This window comes from Streptomyces sp. NPDC127197 (assembly GCF_042672405.1).
GTDB classification, from domain to species: Bacteria; Actinomycetota; Actinomycetes; order Streptomycetales; family Streptomycetaceae; genus Streptomyces; species Streptomyces flavusporus.
On record NZ_JBHXVG010000017.1, the window covers coordinates 88158 to 109186 of the forward strand.

Annotated in this window: 22 protein-coding genes and 1 pseudogene; 9 read left to right on the forward strand and 14 right to left on the reverse strand. The window is 71.5% G+C overall.

Annotated features, from left to right (window positions below; genetic code table 11):
* Positions 1–34: 34 nt before the first annotated feature.
* Positions 35–1315, reverse strand: coding sequence for a threonine--tRNA ligase (gene thrS, locus ACFVJQ_RS25375; protein ID WP_385787152.1), 1281 nt, complete (start codon positions 1313–1315; stop codon positions 35–37).
* Between the two features lie 271 nt (positions 1316–1586).
* Here thrS and ACFVJQ_RS25380 point away from each other — a divergent pair, with 271 nt between their 5' ends.
* Positions 1587–2141 (forward strand): DUF2269 domain-containing protein, encoded by a 555-nt coding sequence (locus ACFVJQ_RS25380; RefSeq protein ID WP_385511664.1) that lies wholly within the window; start codon positions 1587–1589, stop codon positions 2139–2141.
* A gap of 58 nt (positions 2142–2199) precedes the next feature.
* Here ACFVJQ_RS25380 and ACFVJQ_RS25385 read toward each other — a convergent pair whose 3' ends face one another.
* On the reverse strand, positions 2200–2886 hold the full coding sequence (locus ACFVJQ_RS25385) for a DUF899 domain-containing protein (RefSeq protein ID WP_385511666.1): 687 nt from the start codon (positions 2884–2886) through the stop codon (positions 2200–2202).
* Between the two features lie 217 nt (positions 2887–3103).
* Here ACFVJQ_RS25385 and ACFVJQ_RS25390 point away from each other — a divergent pair, with 217 nt between their 5' ends.
* Positions 3104–3880: a hypothetical protein gene (locus ACFVJQ_RS25390; protein ID WP_385787155.1), complete on the forward strand. Its 777-nt coding sequence runs from the start codon at positions 3104–3106 to the stop codon at positions 3878–3880.
* Between the two features lie 15 nt (positions 3881–3895).
* Here ACFVJQ_RS25390 and ACFVJQ_RS25395 read toward each other — a convergent pair whose 3' ends face one another.
* Together ACFVJQ_RS25395 and ACFVJQ_RS25400 are read right to left on the reverse strand one after the other, a co-directional pair.
* Entirely contained in the window at positions 3896–4624 is a 729-nt protein-coding gene (locus tag ACFVJQ_RS25395) for a GAF and ANTAR domain-containing protein (protein WP_385511668.1), read from the reverse strand.
* Between the two features lie 443 nt (positions 4625–5067).
* Positions 5068–6003 carry an LAETG motif-containing sortase-dependent surface protein gene (locus ACFVJQ_RS25400; protein WP_385511669.1) on the reverse strand — a complete coding sequence of 312 codons (936 nt, stop codon included), beginning with the start codon at positions 6001–6003 and terminating at the stop codon, positions 5068–5070.
* A gap of 295 nt (positions 6004–6298) precedes the next feature.
* Between ACFVJQ_RS25400 and ACFVJQ_RS25405 the strand changes: the two genes are divergently transcribed.
* Positions 6299–7954, forward strand: a complete 1656-nt coding sequence (locus tag ACFVJQ_RS25405) for a glycoside hydrolase family 13 protein (RefSeq protein WP_385787160.1) — start codon at positions 6299–6301, stop codon at positions 7952–7954.
* Between the two features lie 18 nt (positions 7955–7972).
* Here ACFVJQ_RS25405 and ACFVJQ_RS25410 read toward each other — a convergent pair whose 3' ends face one another.
* Both ACFVJQ_RS25410 and ACFVJQ_RS25415 read right to left on the reverse strand, forming a co-directional pair.
* Complete coding sequence (locus ACFVJQ_RS25410) at positions 7973–9124, reverse strand: M24 family metallopeptidase (protein ID WP_385511672.1); 1152 nt, start codon at positions 9122–9124, stop codon at positions 7973–7975.
* Between the two features lie 2 nt (positions 9125–9126).
* Entirely contained in the window at positions 9127–9612 is a 486-nt protein-coding gene (locus ACFVJQ_RS25415) for a hypothetical protein (RefSeq protein ID WP_385511673.1), read from the reverse strand.
* Between the two features lie 170 nt (positions 9613–9782).
* Between ACFVJQ_RS25415 and ACFVJQ_RS25420 the strand changes: the two genes are divergently transcribed.
* Complete coding sequence (locus ACFVJQ_RS25420) at positions 9783–10247, forward strand: hypothetical protein (RefSeq protein WP_385511675.1); 465 nt, start codon at positions 9783–9785, stop codon at positions 10245–10247.
* A 23-nt stretch (positions 10248–10270) separates the two neighbouring features.
* On the opposite strand, the gene ACFVJQ_RS25425 is transcribed toward ACFVJQ_RS25420, so the two are convergent.
* The 4 genes from ACFVJQ_RS25425 to ACFVJQ_RS25440 form a co-directional block, all read right to left on the reverse strand.
* Positions 10271–11056 carry a hypothetical protein gene (locus ACFVJQ_RS25425; RefSeq protein WP_385787164.1) on the reverse strand — a complete coding sequence of 262 codons (786 nt, stop codon included), beginning with the start codon at positions 11054–11056 and terminating at the stop codon, positions 10271–10273.
* A gap of 179 nt (positions 11057–11235) precedes the next feature.
* Positions 11236–13227, reverse strand: coding sequence for a flavin monoamine oxidase family protein (locus ACFVJQ_RS25430; RefSeq protein WP_385787167.1), 1992 nt, complete (start codon positions 13225–13227; stop codon positions 11236–11238).
* Positions 13228–13380: 153 nt separating this feature from the next.
* Positions 13381–13923 carry a tellurite resistance TerB family protein gene (locus ACFVJQ_RS25435; RefSeq protein WP_385511679.1) on the reverse strand — a complete coding sequence of 181 codons (543 nt, stop codon included), beginning with the start codon at positions 13921–13923 and terminating at the stop codon, positions 13381–13383.
* Between the two features lie 103 nt (positions 13924–14026).
* On the reverse strand, positions 14027–15115 hold the full coding sequence (locus ACFVJQ_RS25440) for an LLM class flavin-dependent oxidoreductase (protein ID WP_385511681.1): 1089 nt from the start codon (positions 15113–15115) through the stop codon (positions 14027–14029).
* Between the two features lie 202 nt (positions 15116–15317).
* On the opposite strand from ACFVJQ_RS25440, the gene ACFVJQ_RS25445 reads away from it, so the two are divergent.
* The 5 genes and pseudogenes from ACFVJQ_RS25445 to ACFVJQ_RS25465 all read left to right on the forward strand — a co-directional run bounded on the left by ACFVJQ_RS25445 (position 15318) and on the right by ACFVJQ_RS25465 (position 18770).
* Positions 15318–15740: a GntR family transcriptional regulator gene (locus tag ACFVJQ_RS25445; RefSeq protein ID WP_385511682.1), complete on the forward strand. Its 423-nt coding sequence runs from the start codon at positions 15318–15320 to the stop codon at positions 15738–15740.
* On the forward strand, positions 15733–16680 hold the full coding sequence (locus tag ACFVJQ_RS25450; RefSeq protein ID WP_385787172.1) for an ABC transporter ATP-binding protein: 948 nt from the start codon (positions 15733–15735) through the stop codon (positions 16678–16680). The genes ACFVJQ_RS25445 and ACFVJQ_RS25450 overlap by 8 nt, the downstream gene beginning before the upstream one ends.
* Positions 16677–17690: an ABC transporter gene (locus tag ACFVJQ_RS25455; RefSeq protein ID WP_385787175.1), complete on the forward strand. Its 1014-nt coding sequence runs from the start codon at positions 16677–16679 to the stop codon at positions 17688–17690. The genes ACFVJQ_RS25450 and ACFVJQ_RS25455 overlap by 4 nt, the downstream gene beginning before the upstream one ends.
* A gap of 166 nt (positions 17691–17856) precedes the next feature.
* Positions 17857–18434 (forward strand): annotated as a pseudogene (locus ACFVJQ_RS25460) (serine/threonine-protein kinase); the annotation flags it as partial.
* Positions 18435–18554: 120 nt separating this feature from the next.
* Positions 18555–18770, forward strand: a complete 216-nt coding sequence (locus tag ACFVJQ_RS25465; RefSeq protein ID WP_385511687.1) for a hypothetical protein — start codon at positions 18555–18557, stop codon at positions 18768–18770.
* Positions 18771–18790: 20 nt separating this feature from the next.
* Here ACFVJQ_RS25465 and ACFVJQ_RS25470 read toward each other — a convergent pair whose 3' ends face one another.
* The 4 genes from ACFVJQ_RS25470 to ACFVJQ_RS25485 all read right to left on the reverse strand — a co-directional run bounded on the left by ACFVJQ_RS25470 (position 18791) and on the right by ACFVJQ_RS25485 (position 20992).
* Positions 18791–19459, reverse strand: a complete 669-nt coding sequence (locus ACFVJQ_RS25470; protein WP_385511689.1) for a DUF2637 domain-containing protein — start codon at positions 19457–19459, stop codon at positions 18791–18793.
* Entirely contained in the window at positions 19440–19607 is a 168-nt protein-coding gene (locus tag ACFVJQ_RS25475) for a hypothetical protein (RefSeq protein ID WP_224737288.1), read from the reverse strand. The genes ACFVJQ_RS25470 and ACFVJQ_RS25475 overlap by 20 nt, the downstream gene beginning before the upstream one ends.
* 147 nt (positions 19608–19754) lie before the next feature.
* On the reverse strand, positions 19755–20600 hold the full coding sequence (locus ACFVJQ_RS25480; protein ID WP_385787178.1) for a hypothetical protein: 846 nt from the start codon (positions 20598–20600) through the stop codon (positions 19755–19757).
* A gap of 5 nt (positions 20601–20605) precedes the next feature.
* Positions 20606–20992, reverse strand: coding sequence for a hypothetical protein (locus tag ACFVJQ_RS25485; protein ID WP_385511691.1), 387 nt, complete (start codon positions 20990–20992; stop codon positions 20606–20608).
* Between the last annotated feature and the right edge of the window lie 37 nt (positions 20993–21029).

The window sequence follows — 21029 nt, forward strand, 5'->3', positions numbered from 1 at the left end:
CTCACCCGGGCCTTGTTGCCCTACGGCAGTGACCCTACGCGGATTCCCACAGCTCGGAGCGCCGGTCCCGGACGCGGGCGGCGATCAGCCGCAGCAGCTCAGCGGCGGGTACCGCCCCTGGCCGGCGGCCGTCCCGCAGCCGTACCGCCACCAGGTCGCCGTCGGCTTCCCGCGCCCCGATCACCGCCTGGTACGGCACCAGCCGCGCCGCCCGGATCCGGGCCCCCAGGCTGCCCTGCCCGGGGCCGTGCAGCTCCGCGCGGACGCCCTGCGCGGTGGCCTGGTTCAGGACGGACGTGGCTCGCTCCTCCTGCGCCTCGGACACCGGAAGGATCGCCAGCTGTACCGGCGCCAGCCAGGGCGGGAACGCGCCGCCGTGCTGCTCGATGAGGTGTGCGACCGCCCGTTCCACGCTGCCGATGATGCTGCGGTGGACCATGACCGGCCAGTGTTTCGCGCCGTCGGGACCGGTGTAGTGCAAGTCGAAGCGGGCGGGTTGGTGGAAGTCGATCTGCACGGTGGAGAGGGTGGTCTCGCGGCCGGCCGGGTCTGCGATCTGTACGTCGATCTTCGGGCCGTAGAAGGCCGCCTCACCCGGCGCGGACTCGTAGGGGAGGCCGGAGGCGTCGAGGGCCTCCTCGAGCAGGGCGGTCGCCCGCTGCCACAGGGCCGGGTCGGCCACGTACTTGCCGCCCTCCGCGGGCAGGGAGAGGCGGTGGCGGGCCGCGCGGATGCCCAGGTCGGCGTAGGCGCGGCGGATCAGCTCCAGGGCGGCGCGGGCCTCGTCCACGGCCTGCTCCAGGGTGCAGAAGATGTGCGCGTCGTTGAGATGGATCGCCCGGACCCGGGTGAGGCCGCCGAGCACGCCGGACAGTTCGGAGCGGTACATGCCGCCCAACTCGGCGATGCGAAGGGGGAGTTCGCGGTAGCTGTGGGGGCGGGAGCGGTAGATCAGGGCGTGATGGGGGCAGAGGCTGGGGCGCAGGACGACCTCCTCGGCGCCCAGTTTCATCGGCGGGAACATGTCGTCGCTGTAGTGGGACCAGTGGCCGGAGATCTCGTACAGTTCCCGTTTGCCGAGGACGGGCGAGTACACGTGCCGGTAGCCGGCGGCGCGTTCGGCCTCGCGGATGTACTCCTCCAGGGTGTGGCGTACGACGGCCCCGTCGGGCAGCCAGTACGGCAGTCCGGCACCCATCAGGGGATCGGTGTCGAACAGGTCGAGATCGCGGCCGAGGCGGCGGTGGTCGTGCACAGGGTTCTCCCTCGCTCGGGGGGCGAGGAACCGCCAGGGGACGACGAAGCCCCGGGGCACTCGCCCCGGGGCTTCGACTTTTACGTCGTCAGTGGTCAGCGCGCCGGGACACTCTCCGGCGTCGTCGTGAGAGACGGGTGGGCACGCTTCATGGGGTGACGGTAACGGGGGCTCGGCGATACGCGCGAAGGATTTTCGGTGGGCGCTCGGCTCTCCTCCGCGCGTCCGTACGCCGATGTACGCCCGTACGCCGTCCGTACGCCGAGGCCAGTACGCGCGGTTACTCCCGCTGTCAGACGTCGTCGCCGCTCCTGCCCGGCACGGTATTGGCATGAAACTGAACCGGCCCGCACGGCGGGCTTCCCTCGTCGTCCATGTGGCCGCCTCCGCGAGCTGGCTCGGGCTCACGCTCGGGCTGCTCGCGCTCGGGGTCACCGCGACCACCACCGGGTCCGCGGTGACCGTGGAGGCCTCCGTCCGGGCCATGAAGCTCTTCGCCAACTGGCTGCTGCTCCCCGTCGCGTTCCTCACCCTCCTCAGCGGCCTGCTCCTGTCGCTGGGCACGGCGTGGGGGCTGGCGCGGCATCGATGGGTCTACACCAAGTTCTGGCTGACCCTGGCCACGACCACCGCCACGGTCTTCGCGCTGCGCCCGGGCGTGAACTCGGCGGTCACCGCCGTCGCCGCGGGCGGCCCGCTGCCCGACGCCGGCGACGTGCTCTTCGGGCCGGTCGTCTCCCTGTCCGCGTACGTCTTCATGACGGTGATCTCGGTCCTCAAGCCGTGGGGACTGACGCGGCGCGGCCGACGTCTACGGGCGACGGCCCGCACTCCGGTGGTGTCGGCAGCAGCTGCGCCGCGGGCGCATACCCGAGCTCGTTCGTGAGGGCGGGCGGAGGGCTCAGTCATGGTGCCCTCGGGGGGCCTCGGCGCGTCGTGTCCATCTACTCCTGCGCCGGCTCGGCGGCCGTCCCGTATTCGTCGTGCCAGTTCCACCACTCGTACGGCGGGGTCTGGGGATAGCCCTCGGGCGAGTCCTCCCAGGTCTCCTGCCGCCCGAGTGCCGTCATGTCGAGGTAGCTCCAGAGGCTCCCCATGGCCTCGTCGCCGCGGGCGTTGATGAAGTAGGTGCGGAACACTCGGTCGTCCTCGCGGAGGAACGCGTTCGTGCCGTGCCACTCGTCCACACCGAAGTCGGTGTCGAAATCGTCGATGATCGTGTACCAGGGCATCGCCCAGCCCATGCGTGCCTTCACCCGCTCGATGTCCGGCTGCGGTGCACGCGACGCGAAGGCGAGCGTGGTGTCGCGGGCGTTCAGATGGGCGAGGTGGCCGACTTGGTCGGCCAGCATGGAGCAGCCGACGCAAGCGTGGTCGGGCCAGCCGGATACGCCGGGCTCGAAGAAGGCTCGGTAGACGATCAGCTGACGACGGCCCTCGAACAGGTCGAGCAGACTCACCCTGCCCTCGGGTCCGTCGAACTCGTACTTCTTCTCCACCGCCTGCCACGGCATCCTGCGCCGCCTGGCGGCCAGTGCGTCACGGGCGCGGGTCAGCTTCTTCTCCTCCTCGAGCAGCTGCCGGCGCGCATCTTCCCACTCCTGCGGCGAAACGATCTGGGGCGTCTTCATGGTGACGTTCACCTTCCGGGCCGGTTCGAGCTCACGTATGTGTCCAGGATCGGCCGCCGTCGGTACGGGCGCACGCCGATGCACACGCAGCCAGGAGTGCGTTTCAGGTGCGCCCACAACGCTGCTCACCCGTACGGCCCGGCCCCGCTGGCACCCCGCCGGAGGCAGTGGTGCCGTGGGCGTACGACTGTCGGAAAGTCCCCCTGGAGGCATCTAAATGACCCGACCCCCGGCCGCCCGCACCCTCCTCGCCTCCGCCCTCTCGGCGGGCGCGCTGCTGACGGTGGGCGGCTGCTCCGGTGCGCAACCCTGGGCGGCCCGGCAGGCCGCCGTCTCCGCATCGCCCGTCGCCTCCGCCACACCGCCGTCCGCCACCGGGGTGCCCGCCCTCACCGAGGCCCAGGCCCGGTCCGCGCTGATCACAGAGGCCGACCTGGGTGAGCCATGGGCGCCGACGCAGGGCACGGCGACCTGGCGGGACGCGTTCCTCAAGGCCTCCGCTCCCGCCGACCGGCGCGACTGCGGGCGTCTCCTCGACGGGCTCTACGCCGACGAACTGCTCGGCGCCCCGGCCCGCGCGGTGACCGGCCTGGACGACGGGGACGAGGGGGCCCAGCTGCGCCACCAGGTGACCACTCAGCGCGCGGCGGACGTGGACCGCACGCTGGCCTGGCTGGAGACGCTGCCGGAGAAGTGCGGGGAGTTCACGGCGACGACCGCGGGCGGGGTGGAGCGGAGGGTGGAGGTTTTCGACGCGGAGCTTCCGGAGGTCGGGGACGCGCGGCAGGGCCTGCGGATCACCGTCACCGACGACACGGACTACGAGCCCGTCACCCTCACCCTGGACGTCGCCGCGGTACGGGTGGGCGAGGACGCGTTCACCCTCACGCACGGCGGCCTCGGTGAGGTGTACATGGAGGTCACCCATGAGGCGGCCGAACTGGGCGCCGAACGGATCGCGGAGGTCAGGAAGCAGGGCCGGGCACTGGTGTGAGGCCCGTGCGCCCTGTCAGTCCCGCTCGAACCGCTCACGATGGGTCACCACGTCGTGCGCCACATCGAGGACGGTCCTGCCCCGCGCGAACGCATGCCCCCGCAGTCGGGCCAGTGCCTCGTCCGAGCCGACGCGGAGCTGGGCCATGATCATGCCGACGGCCTGGTAGACCTCGTCGTGCTCGGTGGCCAGTTCGCTCAGCCAGGGGCCGTCCGCCCGCCGGCTGCCGTTCTCCTCGCCGGTCGGCAGGGCCGTCATCAGGGCGACCGTCATGACGCCGGCCATGAGATACGCCGTGTGCAGTTCGCGGGCGCTGAGGCCGCCGGGGCTGTCGCGGTACAGGTCGAGCGTGCCCACACACCCTGAGTCGTCGCCGAGCGGCAGTGCGTACACGGCCCGTACGCCGGCCGCGGTCGCCTGCTGGGCGAACACCGGCCAGCGGTCGGCGTCCCGGCCCGCCAGGTCGGCGGCGATGACGGGGGCGCCGGTGCGCGCGGCGTGCAGGCAGGGGCCCTCGCCGAGGGTGGCCTGGACCTCCATCAGGTAGGCGGCCCGCGCGTCGCTGGCGCTGAGCGGCACGGGCATGCCGTCGCTGCACAGCGACACGCCCGCGCAGGTCACGGGCAGCAGCCGGACCGCGACACGGCACACCCTTCCCGGGATCTCTCCGGGATCGGCGCCCCGGACCCCGTGGGCGAACGCGTCGGCGGCCCACGCCGACTCCGGCTCGTCCCTGGGCCGCACGGTGACTCCCTCCTCCGACGCCGCGGCGGACCCCCACCACCCGCCCGGAAACGAGGCCCGACTACCCGTACGAGGCCACCCGAAACCGCGGGTTCCCGGCCCCGGGGCCACGGTGTAAGGCCCGGAGAGTGTGACACTTTCGCGGGGAGTGTCACATTCCCACGGCTGAATACCCTGCCGTGCCGACGCAGCCGGCGCCGGTGACCGACTTGACCGCCAGTCCGGCGACGGGGCTCACGTCGTAAGAGCAGCAGGGCGAGGGCGGGCAGGGTCAGGAGCCAGGCGACGCGCGGACCGGCGGGGCCGTGCTGGTGCCCGTGGCCGTCGTCATCGTCGTACTCCTCGTACCGCCTGAGCAGCACCGCCGACACCACACGCGCCAGCCGGATACGAAAGGGCCCACCCACCAACTCAGCGAGCCGGGTGGGTGGGCCAAGGGAACGTCAGGAGCGGGCAGCCCGCCGACGCCGCGTGGCGAGCACGATGCCCGCGCCGCCCGCCAGCAGTACCGCCGCGCCGATCGCGATCGGCATCGTGTTGCCGTCCGCGCCGGTCTCGGCGAGGTCCCCGCCGCCGCCCGCAGCGGAGGGCTCGCTCGCCGGAGCTGTCGTCGACTCCTCAGCGGACGGCGTCTCGGTCTCCGCCGGCGTCGACTCCTCCGGCTCCGTCGCCTCCGGTGTCGTCTCAGCGGGAGCCGACGGTTCGGGAGACTCCGGCGTGGACGGAGGAACAGTCGGCGTCGACGGCGGCTCCGTCTCGGTCGCCGTGCAGTCCTTCGTCCCGCCGTTCCACGCCGCGATCAGCTTGTCCTTGATGACCGGGCGGTCCGGCCCCTTGGGCAGGTCGCCGTGCTCGAAGCCGTCGCCGATGTCGGGGTCTTCGCCGTCGTACTTCACCGCGCCGCGGTAGAGGTCGACCTGCGCGAAGCAGCCCGCGTCCGGGACCGCGATGTCGAGCGAGTCGGTCTGCCCCGGCTTCACGGTCACGGTGTCGAAGTCGACGAACACCTGCTCGCCGGAGGTGGCGAAGGTGGCGCCGTGGGCGAGGTACGAGGCGAGGGAGGCCGTGCAGGTGGTGGCGTCACCGGCGGTGCGGACCTGGATGTGGACCTTGCCGTCGTCGCTGGGCCGCAGGCTCACGTCGTCGACCTTGACGGAGTCGTGGAAGGTCGTGCCGTCGAGCGAGAACTGGCAGCGGTCGGTCTCCGTGACCGTTCCCGCGCCCGTTCCGGGCTTGTACTGGCCGCCGGCCTCCCAGCCGTCACCGCCGCCGGGCGAACCGGTGGCCCAGGCACCGGAGGCGGAGGCCGCGCACAGGGCGAGCGACGCGGCGCCCGTCCCCAGCAGGCGGCGCATGGTGACACGTCTCGCTATGGACATGCGTATCCCATCGTGGCGTGTACATGGGTGTACACAGGGTGATTGGTCGTCGTAGGAACACTGGGCTCACTGGTCACATGCGCCACAGTGTGAGCACATGGTGGGTCGCCCGGCAGAACGCTGTCAACCTGCGGGAACGGACGGGGAGTTCAACGATTCTCCCGATGACCCCCACCGTTCCGTCACAGGGGGAATCCGTCACTCCGCCGCATGGCGACGTTCGCTTTTCCGGCCGACTGGACAGAGTCCTCCTGTTGCCCGCAAGCAGAGCCGCCCGCACAGCAGAGGAGACCGAGTGACCACGCCCGACCTCTCCCCGAAGAACCCCGACTGGTGGCGCCAGGCCGTGATCTACCAGGTGTACCCGCGCAGCTTCGCCGACGCGGACGGCGACGGGCTCGGTGACCTGAAGGGCATCACCCAGCGCCTGACCCATCTCGCCGCCCTCGGCGTGGACGCCCTGTGGCTGAGCCCCTTCTACCCCTCCGAACTCGCCGACGGCGGCTACGACGTCGCCGACCACCGCGACGTCGACCCGCGCCTCGGCACGCTCGACGACTTCGACGCGATGGTCGCCGAGGCGCACCGCCTGGGCCTGAAGGTCATCGTCGACATCGTCCCCAACCACACCTCCCACCAGCACGTCTGGTTCCAGGAGGCGTTGCGCGCCGGGCCCGGCTCCGGCGCCCGCGAACGCTATGTCTTCCGGGACGGCCGCGGCGCACACGGCGAACTCCCGCCCACCGACTGGCAGTCCGTCTTCGGCGGCAGCGCATGGCGGCGCGTACCGGACGGCCAGTGGTACCTGCATCTCTTCGCGCCCCAGCAGCCCGACCTCAACTGGGAGAACGAGGAGGTCCGCGCCGACTTCCGCACCACCCTGCGGTTCTGGTCCGACCGCGGCGTCGACGGCTTCCGCGTCGATGTCGCCCACGCCCTCGCCAAGGACCTGAGCGAGCCGCTGCGCGACCTCGGTGCGCCCGAGCTGAGCGACGAGAAGGCGCTGAGTGAGTTCGCCCCCGGCACCCATCCCTTCTACGACCGCGACGAGGTCCACGAGGTCTACCGCGACTGGCGGAAGATTCTCGATGCCTACTCCCCGCCCCGTATGGCGGTCGCCGAGGCCTGGGTCCCGGGCGCCCGCCGCGCCCGGTACGCCCGCCCGGACGAACTCGGCCAGGCCTTCAACTTCGAGTATCTGCAGGCAGGTTGGGACGCCGAAGAAATCCGCCGGGTCATCACCGACTCGCTCGCGGACGCCCGCGCGGCCGGCGCGTCGGCCACCTGGGTGCTGTCCAACCACGACGTCGTACGCCACACCTCCCGCCTCATGCTCCCGCCCGGCACGGACGAGAACGCCTGGCTGCTGTCCGGCGGCACCGCGCCCGCGATCGACGCGGTGGCCGGGCTGCGGCGCGCGCGGGCGGCGACCCTGCTGATGCTGGCGCTGCCCGGGTCGTCGTACGTCTACCAGGGGGAGGAGCTGGGCCTGCCCGAGGTCGCCGACCTGCCCACCGCGGTCCTGAAGGACCCGATCTGGGAGCAGACGGGCCGGGTCCGCAAGGGCCGCGACGGCTGCCGGGTGCCGCTGCCGTGGACGACGACCGGTCCCAGTCACGGCTTCGGCGCGGGCGGCGCCTGGCTGCCGCAGCCGGCGAGCTTCGCGTCGTACGCCGTCCAGGTCCAGGACGGGGTGGAGGGCTCCACCCTGGAGCTCTACCGCAGAGCCCTGCGGCTGCGCCGCAAGCTGGTCGAGGGCGAGACGCTGACCTGGGCGGAGGACACCCTGCCCGGCGTCCTGCAGTTCACCCGTTCCGACCGCTGGCGCTGTGTGGCCAACCTGTCCGGCACGCCCGTACCGATGCCGCCGGGGGAGCCGCTGCTGACCAGCGCGCCCCTGGAGCCCGACGGACGCCTGGGCCCGGACACCACGGCGTGGCTGGGACTGTGACCCGGGTCTGCCCCGCCTTCACCGGCCCGCAGCAGCCGCTCCGTCGACGACGACCAGCTCGTGCGGGGTGTCGTTCAGGCGGCGGCCGCCGTGCTCCGTACAGGTCACGATGTCCTCGATCCGGACGCCGAACCGGCCCGGCAGATAGATGCCGGGCTCGACGGAGAAGCACATGCCCGGCACGAGCGGCTGCTCCTCGCCCGCCACCAGGTACGGCGGCTCGTGGGTGGTGACGCCGATGCCGTGCCCGGTGCGGTGGACGAAGTACTCGCCGTACCCGGCGTCCTCGATCACCGACCGGGCCACCCGGTCGATGTCCTGGCATGCCACGCCCGGCCGTACCGCATCGACCGCGGCCTGCTGCGCGGCCCGCACGATGTCGTGCACCTTGCGTTCCTCGGCGGTGGGCTCGCCGACGTGCACGGTGCGGGTGGTGTCGGAGCCGTAGCCGTCCTTCAGACCGCCGAAGTCCAGGACGACCATGTCGCCGTCCTGGATCATCCGGTCGCCCGCCTCGTAATGCGGGTTCGCCCCGTTCGGACCGGAGCCGACGACGGTGAAGTCGACCTGGCTGTGCCCGTGTGCGCGCAGCAGCCGGGCCAGGTCGGCGGCCACGTCCCGCTCCCGGCGCCCGGCGAACCGTACCGACAGGATGTCCCGGTACGCCGCGTCCGCGGCCGCCCCCGCTGCGGCCAGCCGCTCCACCTCGTGCGCGTCCTTCACCGCCCGCAGCATCGGCAGCGCGACGCTCAGCGAGCGGTACGAGGTCAGCGGCAGCACCTCCTGGAGGCCGAGCAGGTGCATAGCCCAGGTCGCGTCGCCGACGCCGTACCGCCCGTTGGGGCGCAGGAGTCCGGCCGCCGCGGCGTACGGGTTCTGGCCGTCCCACCACTCCGTGATCCGCAGGGCACCGGCGCCGGGGGCCGCCGTCGCGTCCGGGCGTTCCAGTGCCGGGACCAGCAGGCGGGGCTCGGAATCCTGGGTGAGGACGAGCAGGGTGAGGCGTTCGGTGATCGCGGGGGGCCGGTAGCCGCACAGCCACACCATGTCCGGACCGGGCGTGACCAGCAGCCCGGACAGCCCGACGGCGGCCGCGTCGCGCGCCGCCCGGTGCATGCGTGCGGCGTAGTCCTGCTCGGTGAAGGTCACCGCGGTCGCCGTCTCGCCCATGGTCAGTACCGCACGGCCCGTGCGACCTCCACCTCTACGTCGCCGGACAGCCTGTGGGTGCTGCGGGCGGTGGCCTCGCCGCTCCTGCCGGCCCGGACGTCGGAGACGGTGACGACGACGGTGTCGAGGAAGTCGCCGTCCCGGTTGTTGAAGTCGACCTGCACGATGAAGGATTTCGTCGAGTCGGTGGTGTTCCGGGCGGTGACCTCGACGGTGGTCCGTCCGTCGTCGGCGGTCGTCGGCCTGCCGAGGGTGACGTCGTCCCTGACGTCGATGCCCTTGGTGATCTCGTCGATCCTGCGCTCGGCCTCGGCGGTCGCCGACGCCCAGAAGTCCGAGGCTTGCGAGGCGGCCGACTCCACGGCCGAGGCGGCATCGGTGGGCAGCGGCTCGGTGTCGTTGTTGTCCGTGCAACCGGTCAGCCCGGCGCCCACCGCCACCACCAGCACCGCTCCGACCGCCCACCACCGGGTCCGGTAACGGGCCATGTCGCCTCCCTGAATGCGTCCTCCACTCCAGTGAAGGCCCACCCGCGCGACCCCGCATCCGCATGGCGGTCACCCGGATGGCGTACGTCCCGTGGTGGCGGCCGGGACCGGCCCGGATCCTCGAAGCAAGAGCCTTTCAGGGCAATGCAGGACAGAGACGGAGCCCGGCCATGACCGACCAGCCGCACGCGAACGAGCCGCCGGTCTGGGACACCGCGCACCGCAGGGCCGCCCCGGCTCCGCCGCCCGGCGCCCCTGGCGCACTCACCGGCGGCATCCACTTCGCCGGCGTCCTGATGACGCTGAACGGCATCCTGGCGATCTTCCAGGGCATCGCCGCGATCGCGGAGGACGACGTGTACGCCCGGATCGGCTCCTACGTCTACGAGATCAACCTCACCGGCTGGGGAGTGATCCTGCTGGTCCTCGGCGTCGTGGCCCTCGTCACCGGCTGGGGCATCCTCAAGGGCGCCGGCTGGGCCCGCTTCGCCGGTATCGCCCTGGCCTCGCTGAGCCTGATCGCCCAGTTCCTCTTCCTGCCGTACGCGCCCCTTTGGGCGATGATCCTGATCGCCATCGACTTCTTCGTCATCTGGGCGCTGGCGACGCAGTACCCGCACCACCAGCGGGTGTGACGACGTGACGCCGCCCGGCGCGGTCAGCCGCCGAGGCAGATGACGAGCAGGCAGAGTTCCGGCGACGACGGCGAGTCCGGCGAGTCCGGGGACGACGGCGAGGTCGGTGCCGGTGCCGGAGTCGACGGGGTGGTGCCCGGGTCCGTACCGCCGCTGTCCGCGGGGTCGGACGTCGGAGCGGTCGTGGCGGGGGGCGTCGCGCCGGAGGCCGGGGAGTCGGCGCGCTGCTGCGGAACCAGCGGCAGGGACGGGACGACGGACTCCGTCTGCGTCGTCGGGCCTGTCGGGTGGGGCATGACGGGGGCGTCCGCCCGGGTGCTCTCCGGCGTGGTGCGGGGCGCGCCGGGCCGCTGCCGCGCCGGGTCGGAGGCGGGAGCCGTCGGGGAGGAACGCGGTGTCTCGGGCGGGGCGGTCGACGGGCGGTCGCGCTCGGCCGTGGGCCGCTCCGCGGCGCCCAGGCTCACCTCGTCCTGCGCCGTCGCCGCCTGCGCCCCGTCGCCGGAGTGCCGGTCCATCGCGGCGAGGGTCAGTCCGCCGCCGACGAGCGCGACGGCGGTCGCGATCACGGCCTTGCGCCGGCTCTTCTTCCAACGGGCCCGTTGGTGCCGCCGCGCCGCCCGGCCCTGCGGCGCGGGTATCGCGCCGTCGGTCTCGGCGGGCGGGACGGTCTCCGGGGGCGGGTCCGTGGGAGCGGTGCCGGCCGGGTCCGGAGCGATGTCCGGGGCGTAGGCGCCGCAACCGGGGCACACCAGGGCGCCGTTGAGATGCCGACGGCACGAGGAGCAGTAGTCCATCCGCCAGTAGTCCATCTGCGGTCTTCCTGAGTTGACAGCGCCGAACGGCCAGCAACGCTAACGAGGGATTCCCGCGGCTGTGTGCAGCCTGTGTGACGCTCCTGCACAGATTTCCCGCCCTTGTGCATACGCCCACGCCATGAGGCGGGCCCACCGCGTGGGAGGCGGCGGGCCCACTTCTCGTACGGCTGTGCCTAGGCCAGGTGCACCTCCAGCGCGGCCCGCACCCCCGACTCCACCGCGCCCTCGATCCAGGACGGCTTGACCGAGGTGTGGTCCCCGGCGAAGTGCAGCGGTCCCTCGGGGCTGCGGATGGCCGCCAGGAGCTCCGTGTGCTGGCCCGGGAGCAGCACCGACGCCTCGCCGTACGCGTACGGGTCGCGCAGCCAGCTCTGGGTGCGGCCGGCGCCGGTGTAGAAGACCTCGATGCGCTGCCCGTAGACCTGTTGCAGCCCTCTGAGGGCGTGCGGGTAGCGGGCGTCGTCGTCGAGGGAGTCCCAGCGGGAGGCATCGTCGGCCCAGCTGTAGGACGCGAGAACGACCCCGCCCCGGCTGCCGGCCACCGGATGGGACGGATTGATCATGAAGCGGTTGGAGTTGTCGGAGACCGAGCCGCCGCCGACGATGTCCGCGGCCTCGGGCTGCTCACGCGCGGCCCAGCGGTTGGCGGCGTAGTGCACGCGCTGCGCCGGGGTGATGTGTCCGGCCGGCACGGAGGGATGCGCGCCGAGCAGACTCCCGTCGGCGGGCGCCTTCCCCTTCCGGTACTCCTCGTACAGGCCGGGCCGTACGGCATCCAGCTCCCGCTTCCACTCCCCCTCCCCGAACTCCCACCACCGGCGGCTGAACTCGAGCAGCACCTTGGTCGCGCTGTCGTAGTGCAGCTCGGCGACGGCACGCCGTTTGCCGTACGACATCAGCGGCCTGACCTGCACCTGCCGCAGCCCGGAGAACGGCACCGTCACGATCGCGAGGTCCCCGGTGAACTCCTCCCGTACGACCTTGCCGTCCCGCCCCTCGGACACCGTGTCCACCCACACGTGCGGCCCGCCGGCCCGGACGTGGGAGACGTCGCCGCGCCGGTCCGGGTCCCAGTACTCGATGTGCGTGACCCGCCGGTCCATCCGCACGACGTCCTTCACCTGCCGCAGCAGCGCGTCCGGCAGCGTCGCCGTACCACCCACCAGCTCCCAGAACGCGGTGTCCGGGCTGATCAGCGACTGGCTGATGAAGCTGTGGATGAACGACAGGGGCAGCCGCGAGGTCAGGTTCTCCAGCGTGCCGACGAGATCGACCGTGCGTTCGTCGAAGCCGGCCTGCTCGGTCAGGAACCTGTACATGGACCAGTCTCCGTACCGCTGGATGACCCGCGCCCACCCCTCGACCCGTTCGGGCAGGGGCTTGTCGACGCGCCTGCCGTCCGGCCCGACCGTGCTGAACTCGTCGCGCACCGGGTCCAGGGCGGTGCGCAGGATGGTCGCGGACGGTGTGTCCCAGTACGTGCGCGGCACCCCGAAGGACCGGTTGACCCTGCGCGGCGCCCGCGCGTAGGCGGCGCGGCGCACGCGGATGCCGTTGACGTGGAGCCACGCCCGGTTGACCGGTTTTCCCTCGCCGTCGACGTCCACAAGGTGGAACGGCCGCCGTTCGACGCCCAGTTGGTCGATCAGGGACATCACCAGCGGATGGCTCCCGGGGATCCGCATGGCTCCGGCCTCCGCGTACTGCCGCGGATCGGCGAACGGCTGCGCCGCCTGCTCGTGTCCGCCGGTGCGGAAGGTCTTGATCCGGCCGCCAACCCGGTTGCCGTTGGCCTCCAGCAGCGTCACGCGATGCCCGGCCCGCTTCAGCAGCCAGGCCGCCACAAGACCCGCCGGCCCCGCACCGACGACCAGGATCTTCTTGGCGTTGCCGGTCTTCGGCCGGGGCAGACCGGTGTCGAGGATCTTCTGGTACGCCGGCACGAGCGGCCGGTTGTCGTCGTCGACGACCAGCAGCGCGCGGGCGACCGCGAGGCAGGTGGCCCAGTCGGCGGTGGATCTCGGCGGGCAGGGCGCCTCGCGGGGACGTGCGGGTGCGGCGACGGCCGGTCCCGCCGCGCCGATCCCGACGGCCGCGGTGGTCGCGGCGGTGAACTTCCGCCTGGTGAAGGGGGAATGACGGTCAGCGATGCGCACTTCATCCATACGTCCTGGATAAGGTGCGCCGCCGCACCCCAACAGCGTGATCAACGGCGACCACCGGAACGTGCGAGCGCAAGGGGTCAGTCGGGCAGCCGCACCGACCGCCCGAGCAAACCCGTCACACCCACGCGCCCCCCAGCTGCAGTCGCCCCGGGTTTAGAGGCCGAACTCCTGGGGAGACACCCCGAGCACCGAGCACGCCTCGCGCAGGACCTGCTCCTCGGCCGGTGCGACGTAGCCGTCCGCACCGGCGATGACGAAGCCGGTCTGCACGACCGCTCTGGCCTCCGTCGGCTTCTTGGCCGCCTTGGCGATCTCCTGCATGACGTCCCTCTTGCCCTGCGGGAAGTCGAACGCCAGCTGGTCGACATGCTTGTTGAACCGCTGGCGCAGCTGCTCCGGCGGGAAGTTCTGCAGGACGTCGTTGTGCAGGATCAGCGACTCCACATGCTGACGCTCGGTCGGGTCGACATGCCCGTCCGCCGCCGCGACCAGGGCGCACATCGCCATGCTGGCGTCCCGGTAGGCGCCGCTCTTCAGCTCCGTCTTGAGCGAGGTGAGCTGGGACTTGAGCGTGCTCACCAGCTGGGCCTTCGATCCCCCGGTACCCGGCCGCCCGTGTCCGCCGGAGCCCCGCATTCCCTGCGACTGCTGCTGCAGACTCTTGGCCTGGTCCTTGATCCGATCCCACATCGCCATCCGTGCCACCTCGGCTTCAGCCCATGTCGTTCCGGTCGCCCGCGAGCATTCCCGGGCCTCCCTCTGGCAACGCCTCCCGGGTCCCCGAAGTTCCTCGAACGGCTCAGCGACCGGGCCGTTCTGCCATGTCTGCGTCACCGCCTCGGACGAACGCGGGCATGATCCGGTCGTGGACCAGGCGGAGCTGGGTGTTCACGTCCGCCACCTCTGCGAGGTCCCGGCCGGTGAACGCCCTGACGAGCGTGCGGTCGGTGACGGCACAGATCATGTGGTTCACCCCGCTGGGAGCGATCTCCCGCAGGATCTTGTCCCGGCACTCCTCGGGCGTACCCGCGATGGAGAGGCGTTCGGCGATCTCCGGCGTGGTCAGCTCGATGCCCCGGGCCAGATCACCCGCGGCGATGGCGTCGACGACCGGTTTGAGCTCGCCCGGGTCCACCCCGTTGCGGCGCAGTTGCTCCTCCGGCATCGAGGAGGCATAGATACCGACCATGCTGCGGGCGGCGTCCTTGGCGGCCGCGGAGTCGGGCCCGGTCGCGAAGACGACCCACGCCCCGATGTCCAGCGACCGCCAGTCCCGGCCCGCGCGCTCCGCCCCGGCGCGTATGTGCCGCACCGCGTAGTCGTAGGCCTCGCGGGTGTAGCTCAGCGCGTGGTGGCAGCCGTCCGACAGCTCACCCGCCGCCTCGAAGGACTTCGGCCCGCGCATCGCCCCCAGCTTGAGCGGCACCCGGCTCTGCACCGGCCGGGCGAACGTGAACAACCCGTCGTACGAGAAGAACTCGCCGTCGTGGGTGATGCTCCCCTCGTCCAGCAGGGTGCGCACCACATGGAGCGCCTCCTTCACCCGGGACAGCGGTCGCGTGCGGGCCCAGTCGATGCGGTACTGCGCCAGCAGCCCGAAGTTGCCGCTGGACAGCACGCCCTCGGCGCGCCCGCCGGACAGTTCGTCGAGGGTGGCGAGGGCCTGCGCGATCAGCGTCGGCTCCCGCAGCGTCACCGGGGACACGCTCGGGCCCAGCCGGATCCGCCGGGTCTGCCCGGCGGCCGCGGCGAAGAGCAGCCACAGGTCCTTGTGCCAGGTCTCGTCGGCGGCGTAGCAGGCGTGGAAGCCCAGTTCGTCGGCGAGTCGGATGGAGTCCAACGACTCCGCGAGGGGGTAGTCGGGGAGCATCGCGTAGCTGAACTTCACGGGCGCCACCTTCCGAGGAGTGAACCGCGGTACGGATGTGTCGTGCACCTGTCTCCATCGAGGATGTTGACGCCGACCGTCAACTGTCCAGTGCGCGTACGGAGTTGTCGTCGTCCCACCTGCCAGCCCCTGCCTCCGGGCGACCGGCGTTGACAAGTCCGTCGGCGGCCCTCCATCATCATTTCACTAATCAAGTAGTGCAATGGTGGTGGAGGGCTTGGAGTTCCGCATCGACAGGCGGAGCGGGGTCCCCGCCTATCAGCAGATCGTCCAGCAGACGAAGCAGGCGCTGCGGCTCGGCGTTCTGGTACCGGGGGACCGGCTGCCGACCGCCAAGGAGGTCGCCGAGACCAGCGCGGTCAACCCGAACACCACGCTCAAGGCGTACCGGGAGCTGGAGCGGGAGGGCCTGGTCGAGCCGCGGCCGGGTCTCGGCACCTTCGTGCGCCGCTCGCTGGCCCGCCCCCAGACGGGCGCGGACTCACCGCTGCACGGGGAGTTGGAGGCGTGGATGGCGCGGGCGCGCGAGGCGGGCCTGGAGCGGGAGGACGTGGCCGCGCTGGTCGCGTCGGCCATGGAGAAGCAGTACGGCGCAATGACAGAGGCGAGGAGCACAGGTGAGTGACGGTACGTACGCCGGCGGGCCGGCGTTGGAGGCGGTCGGGCTGGGCAAGCGGTACCGGCGGGGCTGGGCCCTGCGGGACTGCTCCTTCCGGCTGCCGGCGGGACGGATCTGCGGGCTCGTCGGACCCAACGGAGCGGGCAAGACCACGCTGCTGGGCATAGCGACCCATGTGCTGGAGCCGACAGAGGGCGGCCTGCGTGTCTTCGGCGCCGTCCCGGGATCCACCGAGGCCGTCCGGCGCACCGCGTTCCTCGCCCAGGAGAAGCCGCTCTTCCGCCGCTTCACCGTGGCCGAAACCCTGCGTCTGGGACATGAGTTGAACCCCGGATCCTGGGACCAGCGGGCCGCCGAGAACATCGTCCGCGCAGGGAACGTGCCCCTGGACGCGAGGATCGGCACCCTCTCCGGCGGACAGCGCACTCGTGTCGCCTTCGCCCTCGCCTTCGGCAAGCGCCCCGACCTGCTGCTGCTCGACGAGCCGATGTCCGACCTCGACCCGCTGGTGCGCCACGAACTGATGGGCACCCTCATGGCCGAGGCCGCCGAGCACGGCACGACCGTGCTGATGTCCTCGCACATGCTCGCCGAGCTGGAGAGCGTCTGCGACTACCTCGTCGTCATCGCCTCGGGCGGAGTACGTCTCGCAGGCGACGTGGACGAACTGCGCGAGGCGCACACCCTGGTCACCGGAGTCCGGGACGGCGAGGGCACACCGAGCGACCTCGCGCACCACACCGTCGTCGAATCCCGCCCCAGCGGACGGCAGTACACCGCCCTGCTGCGCCCCGACGGGCCGATCGGCGGCCCCTGGGAGACCGACACCCCGAACCTGGAGGAACTCCTGCTCGCCTACCTGCGCTCACCCGAGGCACCACCCCTGATCACGCCCAGCGCTCAGGTCCCCGGCCAGGCGCACGGCATCCGGGCGGTGGCGGCATGAGTACCCTGACCGACACCCCGACCACCACTTCGCCGGCCACCCGCCCCGCCCGCGGCCCCCGGCTCAGCGGAATGACCTGGTTGGTCTGGCGGCAGCACCGCGCCGCCTACTGGACCATCCTCGCCGCCACCGTGATCGGCCTGGCCTGGATGGTCTACCAGCGCGCCCAGTTGATGGACTTCCTCACCGGCTACGGCTGGCCCGCCAACAGCATCGAGAGCCTGGGCCCGGAATTCGAGCCGTATTCCCAGGCCTTCGGCCGCGTCTCCACCGCGCTGGGCCTGATCCCCGTCCTCCTCGGCGTCTTCGTCGGCGCCCCTCTGCTCGCGGGCGACCTGGAACACGGCACCGCCAAGCTCGTCACCACCCAGTCCACCGGCCGCCTCCGCTGGCTGGCCACCAAGCTCGGCCTGACCGCGCTGCTGATCGTGGTGAGCACGGTCGCGCTGTCCGTCGTGTTCGGCTGGTGGTGGAGCCCGGTCAAGGAACAGAACACGGTCCTGGACTGGACCTCCGGCGCCGCGTTCGACACCACGGGCCCGGTGCCCGTCGCCCTCACCCTGTTCACCGTCGTGAGCGGTGTGGCCATCGGCGTGGTGCTGCGCCGCACGCTGGCGGCGATGGTGGTCACCTTCGGCTTCGCGGTCGTCGTCCAGCTCGTCTGGGGCTACTTCCGGCTGGCGCTCGGCGACACCGTCACCGTCACCACCGACAAGGGCGTCCTCGCCGAGAACGCCTTCCCGACGCTGCCCGACGCCGCCTACCAGATCGACCAGTCGTACCTCACCGGCAGCGGAGAGCTCCTCGGCTGGAGCACCTGTGTGCACGAGGAGACCGAGCAGGCGCGCGAGCTCTGCCTGAAGCAGGCGGACGTCGTGGGCTGGTCGGTGGACTATCTCCCGATCTCCCAGATGTCCGGCATGCAGTGGCGCGGCGCGTCGATCCTCCTGGCCCTGACGGCCGTCGTCACGGTGTTCCTGTTCCTCTGGGGCCGTAAGCGGCTTTTCTGAGCGCACCTCCCCGGCGCACGCGTATGTGTGCGCCGGTACGGCACCACCTGCGCCGGAAAGATCCGGGAAAACGAGGAAAACCTACCCCGGGCGCCAAGGCCCGCCCGGACTGGGGTAGTTGACCGGAGGCCGTTATCGGCTGGTCGGGCGGCTGGGCGCGGGCGGCATGGGCACCGTGTGGAAGGCGTACGGCGAGGTGATCGGCCGTGAGGTCGCCGTCAAGGAGCCCCGGATCGAGCGGGTGCCCGACGGGGCCCGGGACGTGCTGTTCGCCCGGCTCGAGCGTGAGGCACGTGCCGCGGCGCAGGTCGACCACCCGTCGGTGGTGGCCATCCACGACGGTGGCCATCCACGACGTCGTGACGGTGGACCGGCGGCCGTGGATCGTCATGGAGTTCATCCGGGGCAGGCCGCTCGCCGACGTGCTGGCGGAGGGCACACTGACGTCGGCCCAGGCCGCCCGCATCGCGTTGCCCGTGGTCGGCGCACTCGCCGCGGCCCATGAGATCAAGGTGCTGCACAGGGACGTCAAACCGGGAAACATCATGCCCGCCCGGTCCGGCTACGTCCTGCTCACCGACTTCGGCATCGCCCAGGTCGAGGGCGAGACACCGCTGACGGGAGCCCGGCGCGGTGGTCGGCAGCCCCGAGTACATGGCGCCGGAGCGGGTCCTGGGCAGGGCGCCGGGGCCGGAGTCGGATCTCTTCTCGCTCGGCGTGCTGCTCTACACGGCGCTCGAGGGCCAGGTGTACCGGCAGGTGGTGCTGCTGCGCTGGGATGTGCCGCAGGGGCCCGCGAAGTAGAGGGCGGAGTATTTCTACCGGGAGTACACGGCGAACAAGGCATTCACCGACGTTCGGATCGTGCTCTCCGAGCTGGAGGCGGAGGGCCGCAGGAGCGCGGCCCTCACCATGACCTACCGCCCGGACGGAGGCCGGCTCTGGCGCAAGAGCGAGCTGTTCCACAACGCGGGGGGTGAGCTGTGGAAGATCATCGTCGACTCGGCCGTGACCAACGAGCAGGACACCAGCGCCGACGAGCTCTTCAACGGCGCCGTGCACACCCTCAGGACGACCTGACCACCCTCAGAAGACCTGCGTCATGGCTTGGGTTTCCCCGGACCGCCCACGGCGTGCCGAGGCCGGCGCTTTGTCGAGACCTGGCCGACGAGCTCCCAGAAACACACCAGAGCGGTGACCGGCGGAATTCCGAAGATCACTAACGACAGGATCGAGCGTGACGAGTGGCCGACCGACAGCGCCACCGCCAGGGCGGACGCGGCGATGATGACACACCAGGACCGCCGCGCGCTCCGCTGCTGAACGGTTGCCCGCACGATGGACAGCGCCGCCACCAGCCACGGCCCGAACACCGTCATCGGCCACCATTGCGCAAATCTCATGGGCAGCACGGACGAGGCGATGGCGCGCAGTTGGTCATAGGAATAGGAGAGCGACCATCCCAGCATGCACACCGCGCTCAACGTGATCGCCGCGATCAGGAGCGTGACGTGAGTGACACGCTGACCGCCGTCAAGGAAATGGGATTCCGGGTGGGGCCGCCGCCGGTTGTTCCTGCGGTGCGGTCGCCCGGCCAGCCGGTCCGGAGCGGGCTCGGCGGACGCGGTGGACAGCATCTGGGCCAGTTCCTCGACCGGGTCCCAGTCGTTCGGCGGGATGTCCGGTTCCGGGGCCACGCTCCACAGCTGCTGGGTATCGACCGGGGTCTGAAAATCGTAGAGCCCGGACTCATCGCGCATCGTGGTCATACAGCCCCATCATCGCCCGGAGGTATTCGCTTTCCATCTGTCTGATCTTTTTATGGAAATCATCAAGCAGGTCCGAGCAGTACATGAGGCGCACATCGACATCCGTCTCGAGGTCGCCGGTGTCGTGCCCGAAAAGCGTCTTGGCCACGGGTCCTTCCTTCCAAGTCACGATCACCTAACGAGCCCAACAGCGGGTGAGATGTCGGGCATTCGGGGGATGCAAGTCGCTCGAAAGGGGGCGTGCGGAGTGTGAATAACAGAAAGTAATCGGCGGTATTTTAAGCGCCGAAGGAAATTATATTCCGGGATTACCGTCGCCGGTGTGCGGGTCCGTGTGCTGTTCCGTGCGCTGCAGGGTCAGCGCCGCTTCGGTGGTCCGGCACAGCGCCTCGACCGCGTGGCGCAGTCCCCGCCAGGAGGCCAGGCCGAGCACGATGCCGACCGGCGCCGCCGGCCACCACCAGATGCCGAGGAGCGTGAACGCCGTGCTCCAGGCGAGGCCCTCGCAGGCCGCGTCATAGGCGTCGCGGGCCTCGGCCAGCGCGGCGCGGGACGTGTCGGGTGCCGCGAGCAGGAGCGTGGTCCACCCGCTCGCGATGTCGTCGCCGGTCTGTGCTCTGACGCGTGTCTCGGTTGTGCGGAACCGGTCGCTCGACCAGGTGGGGGAGCCGGGCTCGGCCTCCTCGGTGCGGGCCCGGCGCGCGTCGAGCCGGGCGGCGCGCAGCTCCTTGCCGTCGTCGCGCGCCCGTACGGCCTGCCGTCCGAGTTCCGCCGGCGGCACCCAGCGTCGTACCCGCCATGCGGTCAGCCGCCGGCCCAGCGGCATCAGCCACCACGGCCAGGCCCCCGACGCAAGCGCCCCGATCGCGGCCGCGGCGTACGGCACCGCGAACGCGGCCCCCACCACCGGCACCGCGACGAGCACGAGCGACGCGATGCCGTCGGCGGTCAGCCCGCCGCCCAGCCTGAGCGCGTCGGCGATCCGCTCCTGGGCGAGCGCGATGTCGTTCCAGTTGCGCTGGCCCAGCTGCCCGCCGCCCACGAGCGCGACCACGACGAACAGCGCGGCGGGCAGCAGCCGTCGCAGGAACCACCCGTCCGGGATGCGTTTCTGCAGTTCGATGAGCAGGCCCAGTCCCACCGCCGTCAGCCGTCCACCAGGCGCATCGGCCGGTCGGCCAAGGTACAGGTCGGCGTGTCCGGCGTGGCGTCGTCCCGCAGGTCGACCCGGGCGCAGCGGCGCGTGGGGCAGACCCAGCCGGTCGACTGCGGTATGGGGGCGCCCGGCCAGTCGCCCACGCCCATCGTGGGGCGCAGCCCGAGCCCGCCGGGGATGCCGGCCGCCTCGACCGCGTCGTGCAGCGCGCGTACGGCGTCCCGCCACTCGGTGCCGGCCGGGTCGGCGTCCCGTACGACCGCGAAGTGCGTGTTCCAGAGTGCGGGGCCGATCAGCTCGCGTACCGCGTCCACGTTGCGGCACAGGTATTCGACGGCGTCCTCGTACACCCGGCGCGCTTTCGCCCCGTCCCCCACGGAGGCCTCCCTGAAAGTCCCGAGAACCACTGCTCTC